The sequence below is a fragment of the Hymenobacter busanensis genome, assembly GCF_008727865.1.
Taxonomy (GTDB): domain Bacteria; phylum Bacteroidota; class Bacteroidia; order Cytophagales; family Hymenobacteraceae; genus Solirubrum; species Solirubrum busanense.
This window is the reverse complement of record NZ_VTWU01000003.1, coordinates 293091-309186: the sequence shown is the minus strand read 5'-3', so window position 1 is coordinate 309186 and position 16096 is coordinate 293091. Positions and strand designations below refer to the sequence as shown.

At 64.0% G+C, this 16096-nt stretch carries 15 protein-coding genes; 10 read left to right on the top strand and 5 right to left on the bottom strand.

What is annotated here, in order from left to right; translation table 11 throughout:
• Positions 1-82 precede the first annotated feature (82 nt).
• Both F0P96_RS09215 and F0P96_RS09210 read right to left on the bottom strand, forming a co-directional pair.
• Positions 83-622: a hypothetical protein gene (locus F0P96_RS09215; RefSeq protein ID WP_151078571.1), complete on the bottom strand. Its 540-nt coding sequence runs from the start codon at positions 620-622 to the stop codon at positions 83-85.
• A gap of 175 nt (positions 623-797) precedes the next feature.
• Positions 798-2000, bottom strand: a complete 1203-nt coding sequence (locus F0P96_RS09210; protein WP_151078570.1) for a homogentisate 1,2-dioxygenase — start codon at positions 1998-2000, stop codon at positions 798-800.
• Positions 2001-2179: 179 nt separating this feature from the next.
• Between F0P96_RS09210 and F0P96_RS09205 the strand changes: the two genes are divergently transcribed.
• On the top strand, positions 2180-2902 hold the full coding sequence (locus F0P96_RS09205) for a hypothetical protein (RefSeq protein ID WP_151078569.1): 723 nt from the start codon (positions 2180-2182) through the stop codon (positions 2900-2902).
• 6 nt (positions 2903-2908) lie between these two features.
• Here the strand turns inward: F0P96_RS09205 and F0P96_RS09200 are convergent, their stop codons facing one another.
• Entirely contained in the window at positions 2909-4594 is a 1686-nt protein-coding gene (locus F0P96_RS09200; RefSeq protein ID WP_151078568.1) for a S41 family peptidase, read from the bottom strand.
• A gap of 403 nt (positions 4595-4997) precedes the next feature.
• On the opposite strand from F0P96_RS09200, the gene ruvX reads away from it, so the two are divergent.
• From ruvX to F0P96_RS09185, 3 genes are all read left to right on the top strand, one after another.
• Positions 4998-5411 carry a Holliday junction resolvase RuvX gene (gene ruvX / locus F0P96_RS09195; protein WP_151078567.1) on the top strand — a complete coding sequence of 138 codons (414 nt, stop codon included), beginning with the start codon at positions 4998-5000 and terminating at the stop codon, positions 5409-5411.
• Positions 5408-5998: a peptide deformylase gene (gene def / locus F0P96_RS09190; protein ID WP_151078566.1), complete on the top strand. Its 591-nt coding sequence runs from the start codon at positions 5408-5410 to the stop codon at positions 5996-5998. Before ruvX ends, def begins: the two co-directional genes overlap by 4 nt.
• Positions 5999-6095: 97 nt before the next feature.
• Entirely contained in the window at positions 6096-7085 is a 990-nt protein-coding gene (locus tag F0P96_RS09185) for a zinc dependent phospholipase C family protein (protein WP_151078565.1), read from the top strand.
• Here F0P96_RS09185 and F0P96_RS09180 read toward each other — a convergent pair.
• Positions 7082-7615, bottom strand: a complete 534-nt coding sequence (locus F0P96_RS09180; RefSeq protein ID WP_151078564.1) for a GNAT family N-acetyltransferase — start codon at positions 7613-7615, stop codon at positions 7082-7084. The genes F0P96_RS09185 and F0P96_RS09180 overlap by 4 nt on opposite strands.
• Before the next feature lie 75 nt (positions 7616-7690).
• Between F0P96_RS09180 and F0P96_RS09175 the strand changes: the two genes are divergently transcribed.
• The 4 genes from F0P96_RS09175 to F0P96_RS09155 all read left to right on the top strand — a co-directional run bounded on the left by F0P96_RS09175 (position 7691) and on the right by F0P96_RS09155 (position 11151).
• Positions 7691-8062, top strand: a complete 372-nt coding sequence (locus tag F0P96_RS09175) for a DMT family protein (protein WP_151078563.1) — start codon at positions 7691-7693, stop codon at positions 8060-8062.
• 119 nt (positions 8063-8181) lie between these two features.
• Positions 8182-9009, top strand: coding sequence for a hypothetical protein (locus tag F0P96_RS20935; protein ID WP_160620261.1), 828 nt, complete (start codon positions 8182-8184; stop codon positions 9007-9009).
• Positions 9010-9069: 60 nt separating this feature from the next.
• On the top strand, positions 9070-9756 hold the full coding sequence (locus tag F0P96_RS09160; protein ID WP_151078560.1) for a response regulator transcription factor: 687 nt from the start codon (positions 9070-9072) through the stop codon (positions 9754-9756).
• A gap of 6 nt (positions 9757-9762) precedes the next feature.
• A complete protein-coding gene (locus tag F0P96_RS09155; protein WP_151078559.1) occupies positions 9763-11151 on the top strand; it encodes a HAMP domain-containing sensor histidine kinase in 1389 nt (462 codons plus the stop codon).
• A 98-nt stretch (positions 11152-11249) separates the two neighbouring features.
• Here the strand turns inward: F0P96_RS09155 and F0P96_RS09150 are convergent, their stop codons facing one another.
• On the bottom strand, positions 11250-12773 hold the full coding sequence (locus F0P96_RS09150; RefSeq protein WP_151078558.1) for a T9SS type A sorting domain-containing protein: 1524 nt from the start codon (positions 12771-12773) through the stop codon (positions 11250-11252).
• A 215-nt stretch (positions 12774-12988) separates the two neighbouring features.
• Between F0P96_RS09150 and F0P96_RS09145 the strand changes: the two genes are divergently transcribed.
• A complete protein-coding gene (locus F0P96_RS09145; RefSeq protein ID WP_151078557.1) occupies positions 12989-15304 on the top strand; it encodes a patatin-like phospholipase family protein in 2316 nt (771 codons plus the stop codon).
• A gap of 124 nt (positions 15305-15428) precedes the next feature.
• A complete protein-coding gene (locus F0P96_RS09140) occupies positions 15429-16085 on the top strand; it encodes a hypothetical protein (RefSeq protein ID WP_151078556.1) in 657 nt (218 codons plus the stop codon).
• Positions 16086-16096: the final 11 nt, after the last annotated feature.

The window sequence follows — 16096 nt, the reverse complement described above, 5'->3', positions numbered from 1 at the left end:
AATGGTGCTTGGGCCGCGCTCCACGGACGCCCCCGTATCAGCCGATTCCGGGGCGGGGCCGCCAACGCGGCTGCGTACGGTATTAGAGCTTGTGGGCCTGCGCCCGAAAGCGCAGCTTCATCTGCAGACTGGCGAAAGACTGCGTTGGGGCCTTTAGCTCCAAGTAGGGCTTGATGATGTAGCTGCCGTTGCGCAGGAAGGCCAGCATCGACTGGTCGGTGGGCTTGAGCGTGAGCGTGGTGGCGCCGGCCGGAATCTGGTCCAGCGAAGCCAGCACCGACTGGGCGCCTTGCTCGCTGATGAGGTAGATGGTTACCTGCTGCAAAAAGTCGAAGTTCGGGGCCTGCGACGGTTTTAAGGTCAGCTCCACGCCGCTCAGCGAGGCGCTTTGCAGCTTCTCGATTGAGGTTTCGTTGCGGCTGCACGTCACGGCGCACGTCGAATATATACGCTGTGCGGGCAGGTACATCGTGGTTGGAGCATACGGGTTCAGCTCCACCAGTGCCTGCCAGGAATCCTCCACGTCGAACGATACGGGAACCGGAGCATCTTCCTTTTTGCAGCCGACACTCACCAACAGCAAGCACAGCAGGCCGAGTAGTGTAGAAGTAGCGTAACGCATGTTTATACAAGCAATTGACGTGAGGAAGAAACGCCAAAGATAGAGGCCGTGCCCCAACGTGCTACGACCGACGGGCAGGCCCAACGACCCCAGCTTCCATGCGACTTGCCCGGAACAACGCCGCCCCGCGCCACGGGGTGGCGCGGGGCGGCGAACTGCAACTTAGCTCAGGCACCTAGTCCATCATATCGGCGGGCCGGGGCGCGTGGGGGTAGTCGGGGTTCCAGCTCATGGGGTAGCCGGTGTCTTCGTACTGCAGCGCGGTTTCGGTGAGGTAGAGCGGGCGGAAGGTGTCCACCATTACGGCCAGCTCGTGGGTTTCCTTTTTGCCGAGGCTGGCTTCTACGGTGCCAGGGTGCGGCCCGTGCGGCAGCCCGCTGGGGTGCACCGTGAACGAGGCCAGATCCACGCCGCGGCGCGACATGAAGTTGCCGGCCACGTAGTACAGCACCTCGTCGGAGTCGACGTTGGAGTGGTTGTAGGGCGCCGGAATGCTCTCGGGATGGTAGTCGAAGAGGCGCGGCACAAACGAGCAGATGACGAAGTTGTGGGCCTCGAACTGCTGGTGCACGGGTGGCGGCTGGTGAATGCGGCCGGTAATGGGCTCGAAGTCGTGGATGCTGATGGCGTAGGGAAAAAAGTACCCGTCCCAGCCCACCACGTCGAAGGGCGTGTGGGCGTAAATCAGTTCGTGCAAGGCGCCTTCTTTCTTCACCAGCAGGCGGTATTCGCCCTTGTCATCGTCTTCGGTCACCAGCTCGTAGGGCGGCCGGATGTCCCGCTCGCAGTAGGGCGAGTGTTCCAGCAGCTGCCCGAAGTGGTTGCGGTAGCGCCGACAGGTTTCCACGGGGCTGAACGACTCGATGATCAGCAGGCGCACCGGCGCGTCGTCGAAGTGCCACTGGTGAATGATGGTGCGCGGAATGACCACGTAGTCGCCGGCCTCGAAGCGCACCTTCCCCAGCTGGCTCCACAGCTCGCCCGAGCCTTCGTGCACGAACACCACCTCGTCGGCCAGCGCGTTTTTGTAATAGTAGTCCATGCGCCGCTCCGAGGGGTTGCAGATGCTCAGCATCACGTCGGCGTTGCCCATCATGGTCTGGCGGGCCTGCAGGTAGTCGGTGCCGGTGGTGGTTTGGCCGAGGGTGCGCAAGTGCGAGGGTTGCAGCGGGCGGTCCTTCAGCAGCTTGGGCGCATAGGGCACGGGCGTGCCCACGCGCTTGATTTGCGTGGGCGGATTGCGGTGGTATAGCAGCGACGAAACGCCGTGGAAGCCCAGCGTGCCCACCAGCTGCTCGGCGTAGAGCGAGCCGTCGGGCTGGCGGAACTGGGTGTGACGCTTGTGCGGAACCTGGCCGAGGCGGGTGTAGTACGGCATGGCGAAAACGAAAGCAGGTGGGGAAATTAGGTGCGGAATCGGTGGCTAAAGATACGGGCTCCGGCCAATGGCGGCTGCTTCGGCAGGCGCTTCACATGATTATGCGACTGCGCCGCACCCCGGCGTTGCCGAACTTGGAGCCGTGGCCGCTTCGGCCTTCACGCCCAACGCTTTTCCTCATGACGCTGCGCCTGACTTTCCGCTACGTGGTGGCGTTTCTGTTGCTCAACCTGCTCGTGTCGGAGCTGCACGAGTTGGCCCACATTGCCACCGGCGGCCTCATCTGCGGCTGCTACGGCCCGCGCACTTTCAACGTGTGGCAAACCTGCACAGCCTGCGCCCACCCCGACCTCTACCCGCTGCCGAGCGTGGCCGGCCCGCTCGGGTCCTATGCGCTGATGTGGTTGGGGAGCCTGCTGCTGTTTTCGCCCAGCCCTCGGCGGCAGGGTCTTGGCTTCAGCCTGCTGTTTGCCGCGCTGCCCTTTGCTCGCATTTTCACCCTGCTCATGGGTGGCGGCGACGAAATGGTCATCGTTCGCACCTTGGCGGCACCCGAAAACAGGCTGCTTTACCGCCTGCTGATGACCGCGCTGGTGCTGTTAGTGGCCGGCATTCCGATGGCCGTGGCCTACCGCCGCGTGCGCAACCACCGCCCGTGGGCCTGGGTTGCCGGCTTTGCCGTTGGCCCGCTGCTATTTCAGTTCCTGTACTTGTTTCAGTTGCTGAACGGATTGCTAAAACGCGGCCTGCTGGCCGAGCCGTGGCTAATGGGCACGCCGCTCTTGGTAACGATTCACACCGCCATTGCAGCTGTGTTGCTCGTTGCATTTGCCCGCTACTTACCCACCATTAATGCTGCCGTATCAGCTTCTCCCGAACGGCGGGCGTGGGCTGCGGTGTAAGGCGCACTACTTCGCGGCCTCGCCCAGCGCCAGCTTGGTGCTGCCGTCCTGCAGCGCCTTGATGGCCTGCTGCAGTTCCGCGTCCTGCTCGCGCCACACGGCGTAGAAGGCCTCTTTGCCGTAGGCGCTGCGCGCCACGTGGGCTTTTAGCTGGGTGCGCAGCACGGCAGCGCACCGGCGCAGGCTCGGCGGGTCCTGGGCCACGCCATCCTGGGCGGCGCGGTTGGCCAGGGCCTGCAGCTGCGCGTCGCTCACCTGAAACACCCGCTGAAACTGCTCCTGCGTAATTTCCTGCAGTTCTTCGCGGTGCTGCTGGTAGAGCTGCAAGGCAAACTCGCGCACCAGGTTCAGGCCTTGCAGGCGGGTGAGGTAGCGGTTCTGGGCCAGGGTGTCGCGGGGCACAAACACGTCGGGCATGATGCCGCCGCCGCCGTACACGGTGCGGCCGTGGTCGGTGCGGAAGCGGAGGTTTTCGGCGAAGTGGATGCTGTCGGCGTGAAAAGCCTCGCCGCGCTTGTAGCGTTCCTGCAAATCCTTGTCGTAGGAAGCCACGCCATTGCGGTACGACTTCTGAATGCAGCGGCCCGAGGGCGTGTGGTAGCGCGCAATGGTGAGGCGCAGCTCCGAGCCGTCGTTGAGCGTAATGGGCTGCTGCACGAGGCCCTTGCCGAACGTGCGGCGGCCCACCAGCAGGGCGCGGTCGTGGTCTTGCAGGGCACCGGCCACCACCTCCGAAGCCGAGGCGCTGCCTTCGTCGACGAGCACCACCAGCGGGCCTTCCTCAAACTCGCCGGCCACCCGCGAAAACGTCTGCGAGTCGTATTGGTCGCCTTTGCCGTCGGTGTACACAATCTTGCGCGTACCGCCGATGAACTCGTCGGCCAGCTTGGTGGCGCGGTCGAGGTAGCCACCGGGGTTGCCGCGCAAGTCGAGCACCAACTGCTGCATGCCGCCGCGCGAAAGGCGGCCCAGGGCTTCCTTGAACTCATCAAAAGTACCGGCCGCAAACCGGCTGATTTTGATGTAGCCCGTTTGCGAGTCGAGCATGTAAGCCACATCTACCGACGCGTTCGGAATGCGGTTGCGTGTCATCGAAAACGAGAGCGGGCGCGCTTGACCGCGGCGCCAGATCAGCAAGCGGGCCGAACTGCCGCGGGGGCCGCGCAGCTTGCCAAAAATCTGGTCGTTGGTGAAGTGCGCGCCCGATACGTTCTGCCCGTCGATGGCCAGGATACGGTCGCCGGGCAGCACGCCGGCTTGCTCGGCCGGGCCGCCGCTGAGCGGCGAAACCACCGTTACGGTGTCGCGAAACAGGTTGAATTCCACGCCCACGCCGTCGTAGTCGCTCTGCAGAAACGCGGCGGCTTGCTGCTGCTCGCGGGCCGGAATGTAGACCGAGTGCGGGTCGAGCTTTTCGAGCAGGCGCTGAATGGCGTAGTCCGACAGTTCCTCGGCATTCACGGTGTCTACGTAGTCGCGGTCGACGTAGCTCAGGATTTCCTTGAACTTGAGGTAACCGCGGGCCGTGGCGTCGGGGTTTTGGTCGGAGGGCCGAAAGGGGTTGGCCCCAATGAGCACGCCGCAGGTAAGGGCACCGGCCAGCAACAGCGGCTGCCGCCACCGCACCCACCACGAACGGGCGGGCACATCGGCTTGGCGGGACGGCGGGGTCTCGTCAGCGAAGATGTTCATGCAGGTGGAAGGAGTAAAAAGCTGCTATACAGGGAGGAACTGCGGCCGAACAAGGTATCAAATTTACTGGAACGATTCCAAGAATGCAGTACTGCGCATGTAGTCATAGCCATTTTCCAATAATAAGCCAGTCGATTCTTGCACCTGTGCTATTTTTGCATCCTTTCAGGGCGCGGTAGTGCAAAGGTCTGCTACCGATGACGGCCTGTCAATCACACCTTTGGGTGAACGGGAGTAGCATTTTTCCGATTGCGGCGGCTTGCCAGCGGCTGGCAGTGCCACCCGCTCACGCAGCTACGCGGTGGCTGGCAGCAAAGGGTTGCCTGCGAAGCGGTTTGCAGGCGGTTGGCGTATCTTTGTCAGCTCGTTCCGCTCACATTCACTTTCGTCCACGCTTCTGCTTATGGCCCGCCTGCTTGCCATCGACTACGGCCACAAGCGCGTGGGCTTGGCCGTAACCGACCCGCTGCAAATCATTGCCACAGCCCTCGACACGGTGCACAGCAAGGATTTGCTGGCTTACCTGAAGGCCTACCACCAGCGCGAGCCGCTGGAGGCCATTGCGGTGGGCATGCCGCGCACGCTGCGCAACGAAGCCACCGACGTGACCAGCGCCGTGGTGGGCCTGGTGCGGCAGCTGCGCCGGGAGTTTCCCGATGTGCCGGTGCACGAAGTGGACGAGCGGTTTACCTCGCGCATGGCGCACCAAACGATGCGCGACGCCGGCCTGGGCCAGAAAGCCCGCCGCGACAAAGCCACCGTCGACCGCATCAGCGCCACCATCATTCTGCAATCTTTTCTCGAATCCCGCCGATGATTTACCCCATCGTAGCCTATGGCGACCCGGTGCTGAAAACCCGCGCCAAGGACATACCGGCCGATTTTCCGGCCGCCGAGCTGCAAAAGCTCATTGCCGACATGTACGACACCATGTACTACGCCCACGGCGTGGGCCTGGCGGCGCCGCAAATCGGCAAGAGCGTACGCCTGTTCGTCATCGACTCGGCCCCGATGGTGGACGACGAAGACGGGGACGACAGCGAACCGACCGAAACCGGCATCAAGCGCGCCTTCATCAACCCGCAGATGATCAGCGAAACCGGCGAGGAGTGGGGCTTCGAAGAAGGCTGCCTGAGCATTCCGGGCGTGCGGGAGCGGGTGATGCGCTGCCCCGACATTGTGCTGCGCTACGAAGACGAAAACCGGCAGGTGCACGAAGAAGCCTTCAGCGGCATGACGGCCCGCGTGATTCAGCACGAGTACGACCACTTGGAAGGCGTGCTATTCACCGACAAGATTTCCTCGTTCAAAAAGCAGCTCATCAAGAGCAAGCTCACGCGCATCAGCAAGGGCGACGTGAAGCACGACTACCGCATGAAGTTTGCCGGGCAGCGCGGGCGCTAAAAGCGGCTGAGGTTCACAACTTTCTTTTGCCAAACGCCCAGCCGTGCCGGGCGTTTTTGCTTTCTTTGGAATGCTTTACGTTGCCCCTCCTGTTCGCATGCTCCGTCGTCCCGTTTTTGCTGGTGTTTTAGCGTTGTTCTGCTGGCTGCTGCCGGCCCGCCCCGATAGCCGCGCCTGGGGCTTTTTTGGGCACCGCAGCATCAACCGGCTGGCCGTGTACACGCTGCCGCCCGAAATGGTGGGCTTCTTCAAGTCGCGCATCGACTACCTCACGGTGCAGGCCACCCGGCCCGACTCGCGCCGCAACGTGGTGCCAGGCGAAGCCCCGCGCCACTTCATCGACCTGGACATGTACGGCGACTCGGCGGCCTACCGCCTGCCGCGCAACTACGCCGATGCCGTGGCCCGCTACGGCGAAGACTCGCTGCAGCGCCACGGGATAGTGCCCTGGCACGTGGTGCGCATGAAAGCCCAGCTCACCGACGCCTTCCGCAAGCGCGACGCCGACCGCATCATCAGCCTAGCGGCCGACATGGGGCACTACGTGGCCGATGCCTGCGTGCCCCTGCACACCACCCACAACTACAACGGCCAGCTCACCGGCCAGCGCGGCATTCACGGGCTGTGGGAGTCGCGCATGCCCGAGCTGCTGGCCTCGAACTACGACTTTTTCACCGGCACGGCGCCCTACATCAAGAACCCCACCACGGCCATCTGGACCACCGTGGCGCGCTCCAACGCGGCCGTCGATTCGGTGCTGCGCTTTGAAAAAGAACTAACGCAGAAGCTGCCCGAAGACCGGAAATACAGCTTCGAGGAGCGCGGCAACGGAAGCATTCGGGTGTATTCGCAGGAGTTTACCCGCGAGTACCACCAGCGCCTGAACGGGCAGGTAGAGCGGCAAATGCGCTACGCCATTCGCATGGTGGGCGCCTTTTGGTACACCTGCTGGGTAGATGCCGGCCAGCCCGACCTCACCAACCTGCAGCCCACGGTTTCGGAGGCCGAAATCAAGCGCTTGGCGGCCGAGGAAAAGCAGGCTCAGGAAGCCAAACCACTGCTGAACGTACCCGGCCACACCGACTAAGCCCCGCCCGGCTCCTGCCGCCGGCGCACCATGTACACCACGCTCACCGGCGGGCCGTCGTCGGGTGAGGAGAAGGCGCCGGGCAGGCGGCCGAACTCCACGAACCCGGCCCGCTCGTAGAGCCGCCGCGCGGCCGGGCTTTGCTCCGATACCACCAGCTCAATCTGCTCCAGTCCGTCGAGGGCATCGAGGCGGTGCAGCAAGTGCTGAAACAGGCCTGTGCCAATACCAAGGCCGCGGTATTCGGGGGCCACAAACACGCCCCAGATGGAGCCGCGGTGCTGGGTCTTGTGGCGGGTTTCGCGCACGAAGCCCATCATGCCGATGAGCTGCTCGCCGTCGAAGGCGCCGGTGATGCAGCGGCCGGGGCCGGAAAACTGCTGGGCGAAGCGCCGGTCGACGGACGTCAGCTCTTCCTCCAACGTCGACCCAAACGCCTCGGGGCTGGCATGCAGCGCCTGCAGGCGCAAGGTGCGAAAGGCGGCGGCATCGGCGGGCGTCAGTTCGCGGTAGGTAATGGGCTGGGGCATGGCTGGGGCAAACGGACCGCGCCGTTTGCGGTAAGTTATGCGTAGAAACTCCCGCTGTTCATCAAATCATCCGCCATGAAAGGCCTCGTTACCATCGCGCTGCTCACCATTTCCAACCTCTTCATGACGTTTGCCTGGTACGGGCATCTGCAGTTCAAGAAGCTGGCGTGGTTCAGTAAGTTAGGGCTGATTGGGGTCATTTTAATCAGCTGGGGGCTGGCCTTTTTCGAGTACGTGTTTCAGGTGCCCGCCAACCGCATCGGGTTCGAGGAAAACGGCGGCCCTTACAACCTGTTTCAGCTCAAAGTCATTCAGGAAGTAGTGTCGCTGACGGTGTTCACACTCTGCGCCGTGTACGTGTTCAAAACCGACAAACTGGGCTGGAACCACGTGCTGGGTTTTGGGCTGCTGGTGGCGGCCGTGTACGTCATCTTCCGCAAGTGGTAGCCGGGCCGTTTGGCAGGCTGAAGAAAACTTAATGTGCGCTTCAGCCCCGGTTCAGGTGGCAGGCCGATGTTTGTAAGCGTCGGCCGGGAACACCCCCGGTTCGGTTGTCTTTCCGAGCTATGAAAACCTCCATTCCCTTGCTGGCTGGCCTGCTGGCGCTGGGCCTTGCCCTGCCGGCCACTGCGCAGAGCAATAAAGGGGCAGCCTCAAAACCCAAGCGCGCGTCCCGCGTTTCGGTTTCCCAGCCACCGCGTGACTCGCGCAGAACGCTGCACGTACTCTACGACAGCTTAAACGACGGCACGCTGCTGCGCTACACCGCCAACGAAGACGGCCTGTACGATGGCCTCGCCATGCGCAACGAGCAGGGCCGGGAGGTAGCATTTCACTTTCCTACGCCGTATGCCCAACAGCTGATGGCGACAGCCAAACCGGGCCAAAAGATTCGGGTGGGAGCGTTGAAGACGAAGCTGCAGGGCGGGGCTACGCGGCTGGAGCTGGTCGTGCTGAGCCACGAAGAAAAGCGCGTAACCATCCTTCCTCCGGAGCCGCCAGCCCCGCCTCCGCCTCCGCCCGTCCCCGGCAGTGCGCCGCCCCCGCCGCCTCCCCCTCCGGCTCCGGCACCGCCCCATCCGGCAGAACCGCCGCGGGTCCCGGCTCCGCCCTTGGCCGAGTTGGTGGATCTGCGCACCGTAGCCGGACGCATCACGGCGCTGCGCTTCGATGGGCAAAACCGGTTGCAGGGCATTGCGCTCGACAACGACAAGGTGCTGCTGTTTCCGCCCCACGTAGGCGAGCAACTGCGCGAGAAGCTGGTGGTGGGTGCCACGGTGCAGGCCACCGCCTTGAAGCGCAATCTGCAGGCCGGTGAAATCCGGGCCGACTCCACCCAACGCCTGCAAACCGAGACCTTGACCATCGACGGCGTAAAATTCGTTGTGCGCTGAGCGCGTGCGAGTAGCTTACGCGGCGGCCGAACCGCTTGTGTTGCGTAGTTTACCTGCCGTATGCGCATTTTGGTAGTCGAAGACGAAACCCGCCTGGCCAGCTTCGTGCAGCAGGGCCTCACGCAAGCCGGCCACACCGCCGACGTGGCCTCCTCGGGTCCGGCCGGACTGGAGTTGGCCGCCGCCGTGCCCTACGACGCCATTTTGCTCGATATGATGCTGCCCGGCCAAAACGGCCTCGACGTGCTGCGCAACCTGCGCGAGTTCGGCATTGCGACGCCCGTCATCATCGTCAGTGCCCTCACCGATACTCAGCACGTGATTCGCGGCCTCGACGCCGGCGCGGTGGATTACCTGCGCAAGCCTTTCGAGTTCGACGAGCTGCTGGCCCGCTTGCGCATTGTGCAGCGGCGCGGCCCCACCACTACCGACGCCGCGCCGCTGCGCGTGGCCGACCTGGAGCTGGACCTCGTGCAGCGCCGCGTGACGCGGGCGGGGCAGCCCATTGCGCTTACCAACCGCGAGTTTGCCTTGCTGGAATTGCTGCTACGCCACCCCGGCCGGGTGGTCAGCAAAACGCGCATTGCCGAAAAGGTCTGGGACGTGGATTTCGACATGGGCTCGAACGTAATTGAGGTGCACATGTCGCAGCTGCGCAAGAAAATTGACCGCGGCTTTGCCGAGCCGCTGCTGGAAACGGTGGTTGGGCAGGGCTACCGCCTGCGCGACCCAGCTACGCGCGTGTAAAGACCTATGGCCGCTGTGTTTCGCCCGCTGAGTTTGCGCCGCCAGTTGCTGCTGGGTTTTGGTGGCGTGCTGCTGCTGCTCACGCTGCTGGCCGGCGGCTACCAGTACCTGCGCGTGCGACAATTGCTGCTGCGCGCCGACGACAACCGCCTGCGCGCCCGAGCCACGAATCTGCTCGGCCGCATTAGTCTCGACCCGCTGCCAACCCTTCCCCTGCCCGACGTAGCCGGCGAACAAATGCGTGTGGTTCTTGCGCTGCCCAACCGGCCCGCTTGGGAGCTGTTCCGTTCGCCCGGCTTCCCGATGGGTCACCCAGCGCCGGCCGCCGAGGCGCCCGGTGTCGCCATCGACGGGCAGCGGGTGCTGGCCGTTGCGCGCCCGGCGGCGGCGCCCGGTGTGGGGGCCAACGAGGCGCTGGCTACCGGCCGCCTTACGCTGTGGCTGGCCCACCCGGCCGCCCCGCTGAATGCCGAGTTGCGGCGTATTCGGTTGGCATTGCTGCTGGGGTTGCTGGGCAGCGCGGGCCTAGCAGCGGTGTTGGCGGCTTGGCTGGGCGGCGTGGCCCTGCGGCCGTTGCGGCGCATCAGTGCCCAAGCCCAACGCATTCAGAATGCCGCCGCCATCGAGCCGCTGCCCGTGCCCGCGACCGGCGACGAAGTGCAGACCTTGGCCGAGACCCTAAACGCCATGCTGACCCGCCTGCAGGCCCAGGCCGCCCTGCAAGACAATTTCCTGGCCGCCGCGGCGCACGAGCTACGCACCCCGCTGGCCACGCTGCAACTAGGCTTGGAAGTGACCGGCCGCGACGCGCAGGTGCCCGCCGCTGTGCGCGCCGTGCTAGCCGGGCACGGCGCCGAGCTACGCCGGTTGGGGCGGTTGGTGGAGGACTTTTTATTGGTGAGCCGCCTGCGCACCACCAACGCGCTGCCGCTGCACTGGCAGGAAGCGGCACTGGATGAACTGGTGCTGGACGTGGTGGATCGGGTGCTGCCGCAGTTTCGGGCTGCCGCCCGCACCCTCCACCTGCACCTCGACGACGCCATGCCCGACTACCGCGTGCGCACCGATGTCGACAAGCTTACGACCATTGTGCTGAACCTGCTCGACAATGCCCGCAAACACGCGGCACCCGGCGCGGCGGTGCAGGTCCACCTCGGCTCCGATGCTGCGGGCCGCCCCGTACTGCGCATTCGCAACGCGCTGCTTGTGCCGCTCGGCCCCAACCTCGCCCGCCTCACCACGCCCTACTACCAAGCCGATGTATGGCAGGAGGGTGCCGGTCTGGGCCTGTGGATCAGCAGTCGGTTGGCGGAGGCGCTGGGTTTGACACTTGATTTCACCGAGGCCGAAGGCGAACTGCTCGTTACGCTTCGGTTTCCGCTCACCGCGGGGTAGATCTTCCGCCCGATGTGCTTTCGACATTCCATAGCACAACTGCCGCTGGTCGAAGCCGCCCGATGAGCAACATCGGGCGGCTTGCGGTGCCCGTGCGGTTACTGCGCCCGCAGCACTTTCAGCACCTCGGTGCGGCCGTCGTGCTGCAGGTGCAGGCTGTAGAGCCCGGCCGGCACCGTGGGCACGGCTAAGATGAACTGCTGCACACCGGCAGCTACCGGGCGGCTGGTTTCGTGCACCAACTGGCCCAAGCTGTTGTAAAGCTGCACCTGCGTTTGTTGGCTGCGCTGGGCGTCGAAGCGCACCGTCAGATCGGAGGTAAACGGATTGGGAAACGCGGCCGTGCTGGCGGCCGGGCGGTAATCGGCGGCTTTCAGAATCTGGGGAAAAGTAGTCAGCACGCCCCATACCTCCGTGCCGGTGCTGGTGGGCAGATTTACTTTGCGGTAGCCCAGCAGGGTGGTAGTGAGGGTGCTGTAAATACCCCAATTTGACAAGAAAACCAGGCCCAGTCCGGCGGTGTAGCGCTGCTCGCGGCCGTTGTCGATGATATCGGCCAGGCGCACGCTGTCGCCGGTTTGCACGCCGCACACCTGCCGGTCGACGAGGCTTTGGGTGGCGCGGCCGTAGTAGTTGGGAGTGCGCCGGGCCCCGAAACCCACCGCCACAAAACCGTTGGGCACGATGTTGCCGACGGTGGTATTAGTAAGCGTTGCCGGAGCTCCCGCTTGCTGGCTTCGCGTCACTTGTAGCTCGGTAGTCCGGGCCGGCTCAAGCACCGTACCGGCAGAGCCCTGACAGAATCCGGCCGGCGCCCCCGGCGACCCATACGTGCGGGTGAGCTTGCGCGACCAAATCCGGTACGTGATGGTGTCGCCGGTGCGGCTGAGGGCACGCGTCAGCACACTGTCGCGCACCCAGCTTTCGGAACACAGATTACTCAAAGAGCCTTCCTGCTTGCTGTAGCGCAGAAATACGTCACTGGGCTGGAAGTCGTACACGGCCGGCGCGCCGGTTTTTTCCGCCCCCAGGCGCAGACCCGGCAACGCGCTCAGCGTGAGCTGCCGGGCAGCGTGGCGGCCGTTGAGGTACGCGCCCAGCGCCGGGCCGCTCACCAAGCCATAGTGCTTGCTCAGGCGCAGCGTTTTGCCGTCCGACAGCGCAATGGTCACCACCGAATCGGGCAGGCCCAGCACGTTGTCGATGGCGCGGGCGGTTACGTGGGCCGTGAGGCCGGTGCTGGTAGCCGCCCAGGGTTGCCCCAGCGCGGCGCGGGGCCGCAGCGTGAAGGTGCGCCCGTTGGCCGCTGTCAGCACGTACTCGGTGCCGGCGGCGCGCTTGGTGAGCGTCGCCCCGAAGAGGTTGTCGGGGCGCTGTACATGGGTAAGGTAGCAAGTGGTGCCTAGCACGCGCCGCACCGGCACCACGCGCCCGTTGAAGCGGAATACCGAGTCGGAACCGACCAGCGCGGCGCTTTCCAGGCGCAGCGTATGAATGGTGTCGGCGGCGGAGGTTTCGGTGAACTGGTGGGCCGTGCCGGTGCGGAACGGCCGAAACTGCTGGGCCTGGGCCGTGATACTGGCAAGGGCCAGCACAGCCAGCAATGGGTAAGCGTGTTTCATGGATAGTATGTGCTAAATGGAATGCCAAACGATGCCGCCGCGGTGCAGGCAGCAGCGGCGCTAAAACGGGCCTAAGATAGACGGCTGGCACAATTTCGGCATCCGTCGAAGACCCAATTATCTTTTTATAACTCAGAAGCCTACCTCGTGCGTATTGGGCGTATTGCGGAGCGCAACCTGCGCGGCCGGCTCCCGCAACTCTTTCCCTCTTTTATATGATGCTTTTTCTACGCCGCGGCCTGCTGGCGCTTCTTCTGTTGATTTCGTGGGGGGCTTCGGCCCAAAAAGTGGGCCTGGTGCTCAGTGGCGGCGGGGCCAAAGGCCTGGCCCACGTGGGCGTGCTCAAGGTGCTGGAGAAAAACGGCATTCCCGTCGACTACATCGTGGGCACGAGCATGGGCTCGGTGGTGGGCGCGCTGTACTCGGCGGGCTACTCGCCGAATGAAATCGAGAAGATTGTGCTCGACCCCGAGTTCCAGTATTGGGTGTCGGGCAAGCAGTCGGCCGAGAAAACCTTCAACTACATCACCGCCGACCCCAACCCCTCGGCCCTGCACGTGGGGCTGGCCATCGACTCGTCGTTTCGCACCCGGGTGACGCCCAACCTGGTGAACGACGTGAACCTGAACTTTGTGCTGGCCAAAATGCTGGCCCCGGCCGGCGCCATTGCCGACTACGACTTCAACAAGCTCTTCGTGCCCTTCCGCTGCTTGGCGGCCGAGGTGTTTACCCGCAAGCAGGTCATTCAGAAAGACGGCTCGATTTCCGACGCCGTGCGCAACTCCATGGCCGTGCCGCTGGCGTTTCGCCCCATTCGCAACCCCGACGGCCGCTACCTCTTCGACGGCGGCATTTACAACAACTTCCCCGTGGATGTGATGCGCGCCGAGTTCAAGCCCGACATCATCATTGGGGTGAACGTGGGCGATGTGGCCTACAAGAAATACCCGTACGAAAAAGACGACCAGCTGCTGCTCGGCTCCATCGTGTTTTTGGGCGCCTCCGTGGCCGACACCCTAGCCGTGGGCCCGGGCGGCATCTTCATTCAGCCCGACTTGGAAGGCTACGGCTCCACCGATTTTGCCCGGGTGCGCGAGCTGATTGACCTTGGCATCAAGGCCAGCGAAGCCAAGCTGCCCCAGCTGCAGCGCCGCATTCCGCGCCGGGCCGACACGCTGGAACTGGCCCGGCGGCGGCTGGCCTTTCAGGAGCGCGCGCCTGAGCCCCGGTTTGCGCGCGTGGCCGTGCAGGGCCTCGCCGACAACCAGGCGGGCTATGTGCGCCGCTTTTTCCAGCGCACCGGCGGCAGCTACACCATCGACAACATCGAGGAAGGCTACTACCGCCTGGCCGCCGACGACTTCTTCCGCAACATCTACCCGCGCATCCGCTACGACAAAACCTCGCAGGGCTACGTGTTCAGCCTCGATGCGCGCCAGAACAACAACCTCTCGGGCGAGGTGGGCTTTGCGCTGGCCACGCGCCCCGTCGACAACTTCTACTTCGGCCTCGAATACCGGTTCCTGCACAATTTTCTGTACCAGGCGGCGGCCAGCGTCAACATCGGCTCGTTCTACAACGCGGCCAAGGGTTCGTTTCGGATGAACGTGCCGGCGCGCTACTCCTACTACCTGGAGCCGACCATTGTGTACAACCAGTGGAACTACCAGAAAACCGGCGGCCTGCTGGGGCGCAGCGTGCAAAGCACCCAGGTGCGGCAGCAGGACCTGAAAGCCGGCCTGCAGGTGGGCGTGAGCCCCAACTACCGCAGCCGCGTGCTGCTGGAAGGCGCCTGGTTTACGCGCCAAGACGAATACTCGAACGTGGAGCAGCTCAACTCGACCGACAACCTCGACGAAACAGATTTCACGGGCTACACCGGCGCGGTGCAGTTTGCCCGCAACTCGCTCAACCGCAAGCAATACGCCACCAGCGGGCGGCGGGCGGTGTTTACGGTTCGCGGCGTGTATGGCCGCGAAGAGTTTCAGCCCGGCACCACGGCCTATTTCAAGCAAGAGCGCGAAGTGTACCGCCGCTGGCTGCAGTTCCGGGCCTTCACCGAGCAGTTTTTCCCGCTGCCCAACAAAAAGCAGAGCTGGGGCTATTTTGCCGAAATCATGCTCAGCAGCCAGCCGCGGTTTTTCAACTACCGCTCGTCGTTGGCGGCGGCCCCCATTTTTGCCCCGCTAACCGATTCGCGCACCTTGTTTCTGGAAAACTACCGCTCGGCGCGCTACGTGGCCGGCGGGCTGCGCTTCACCCAAAACGTGCTGGGCAAGCTCGAATGGCGCACCGAAGCCTACCTGCACGTGCGGCACCAGCCCCTGCGCCAAGCCGGCGACCAAACCGCCATCCGCGACAGTCGCTTTGCCCTGGACCGCCCCCGCCTGACGGCCAGCAGCGGCCTCATCTACCAAACCGTGGTGGGTCCGCTGGCCTTGCACGTGGAGCACTACGACGACAAGGCCAAGAACTGGGGCGTGTTCGGCCACATCGGCTACCTGCTCTACCAAAGCCGGGCCCTGGAATAGCCGGGTTGCTGCAGCGCCAGAACAGCCGCAACGCCAAAGCTTACGCTATGAAAATCATGTGATTGTGCTGCGTTTGAGGTCAAGCTAGTTTTGCACCAACACTGACCCAAACCCACACAACGCTATGAAACGCTTCCGTTTGCTGCTGGCTGCCATTTGGCTGACTGCCGCCGCCCTCATCACCGCCCAAGCCCAGTCCCGCGAGATTTACGAAAGTCCGCAGTTCAAAACCCTGGCCCAGCACCACAAGCAGCTGGCCGTGCTGCCCTTTGCCGTAACAATGACCACCAAGCGCCTGCCCAAAGGCATGACGCCCGCGGCCGTGCACGAGCAGGAATTGCAGGAAGGCAAAAATATCCAGAGCGCCCTCCACACTTACTTCTTGAAGCACCAAGAGTCGGACCATTTCACGGTGAGCTTTCAGGACGTGAACAAAACCAACACCCTGCTGGCCAAAGCCGGCATAACGCCCGATAACCTGGCTACCAAAACCACCGAGGAATTGGCCAAGCTGCTGGGCGTCGACGGCGTGGTGTCGGGCACATTTGTCACCGACAAGCCTCTTTCCGACGGCGCGGCCGTGGCCATGACCGTGCTCGTGGGCGTGTCGGGCCCCACCAATTCGGGCCGCACCAGCATCAGCATCAACGACGGGGCTACCGGCGAGCTGCTCTGGAAGTACGACAAGAGCCTCTCGCGCGGCCTCGGCTCCGACACGAGCACCATCATCAACGCCATCATGCGCAAGTGCTCCAAAATGTTCCCCTACGCCCGCGCCTAACCCGGCCGGAA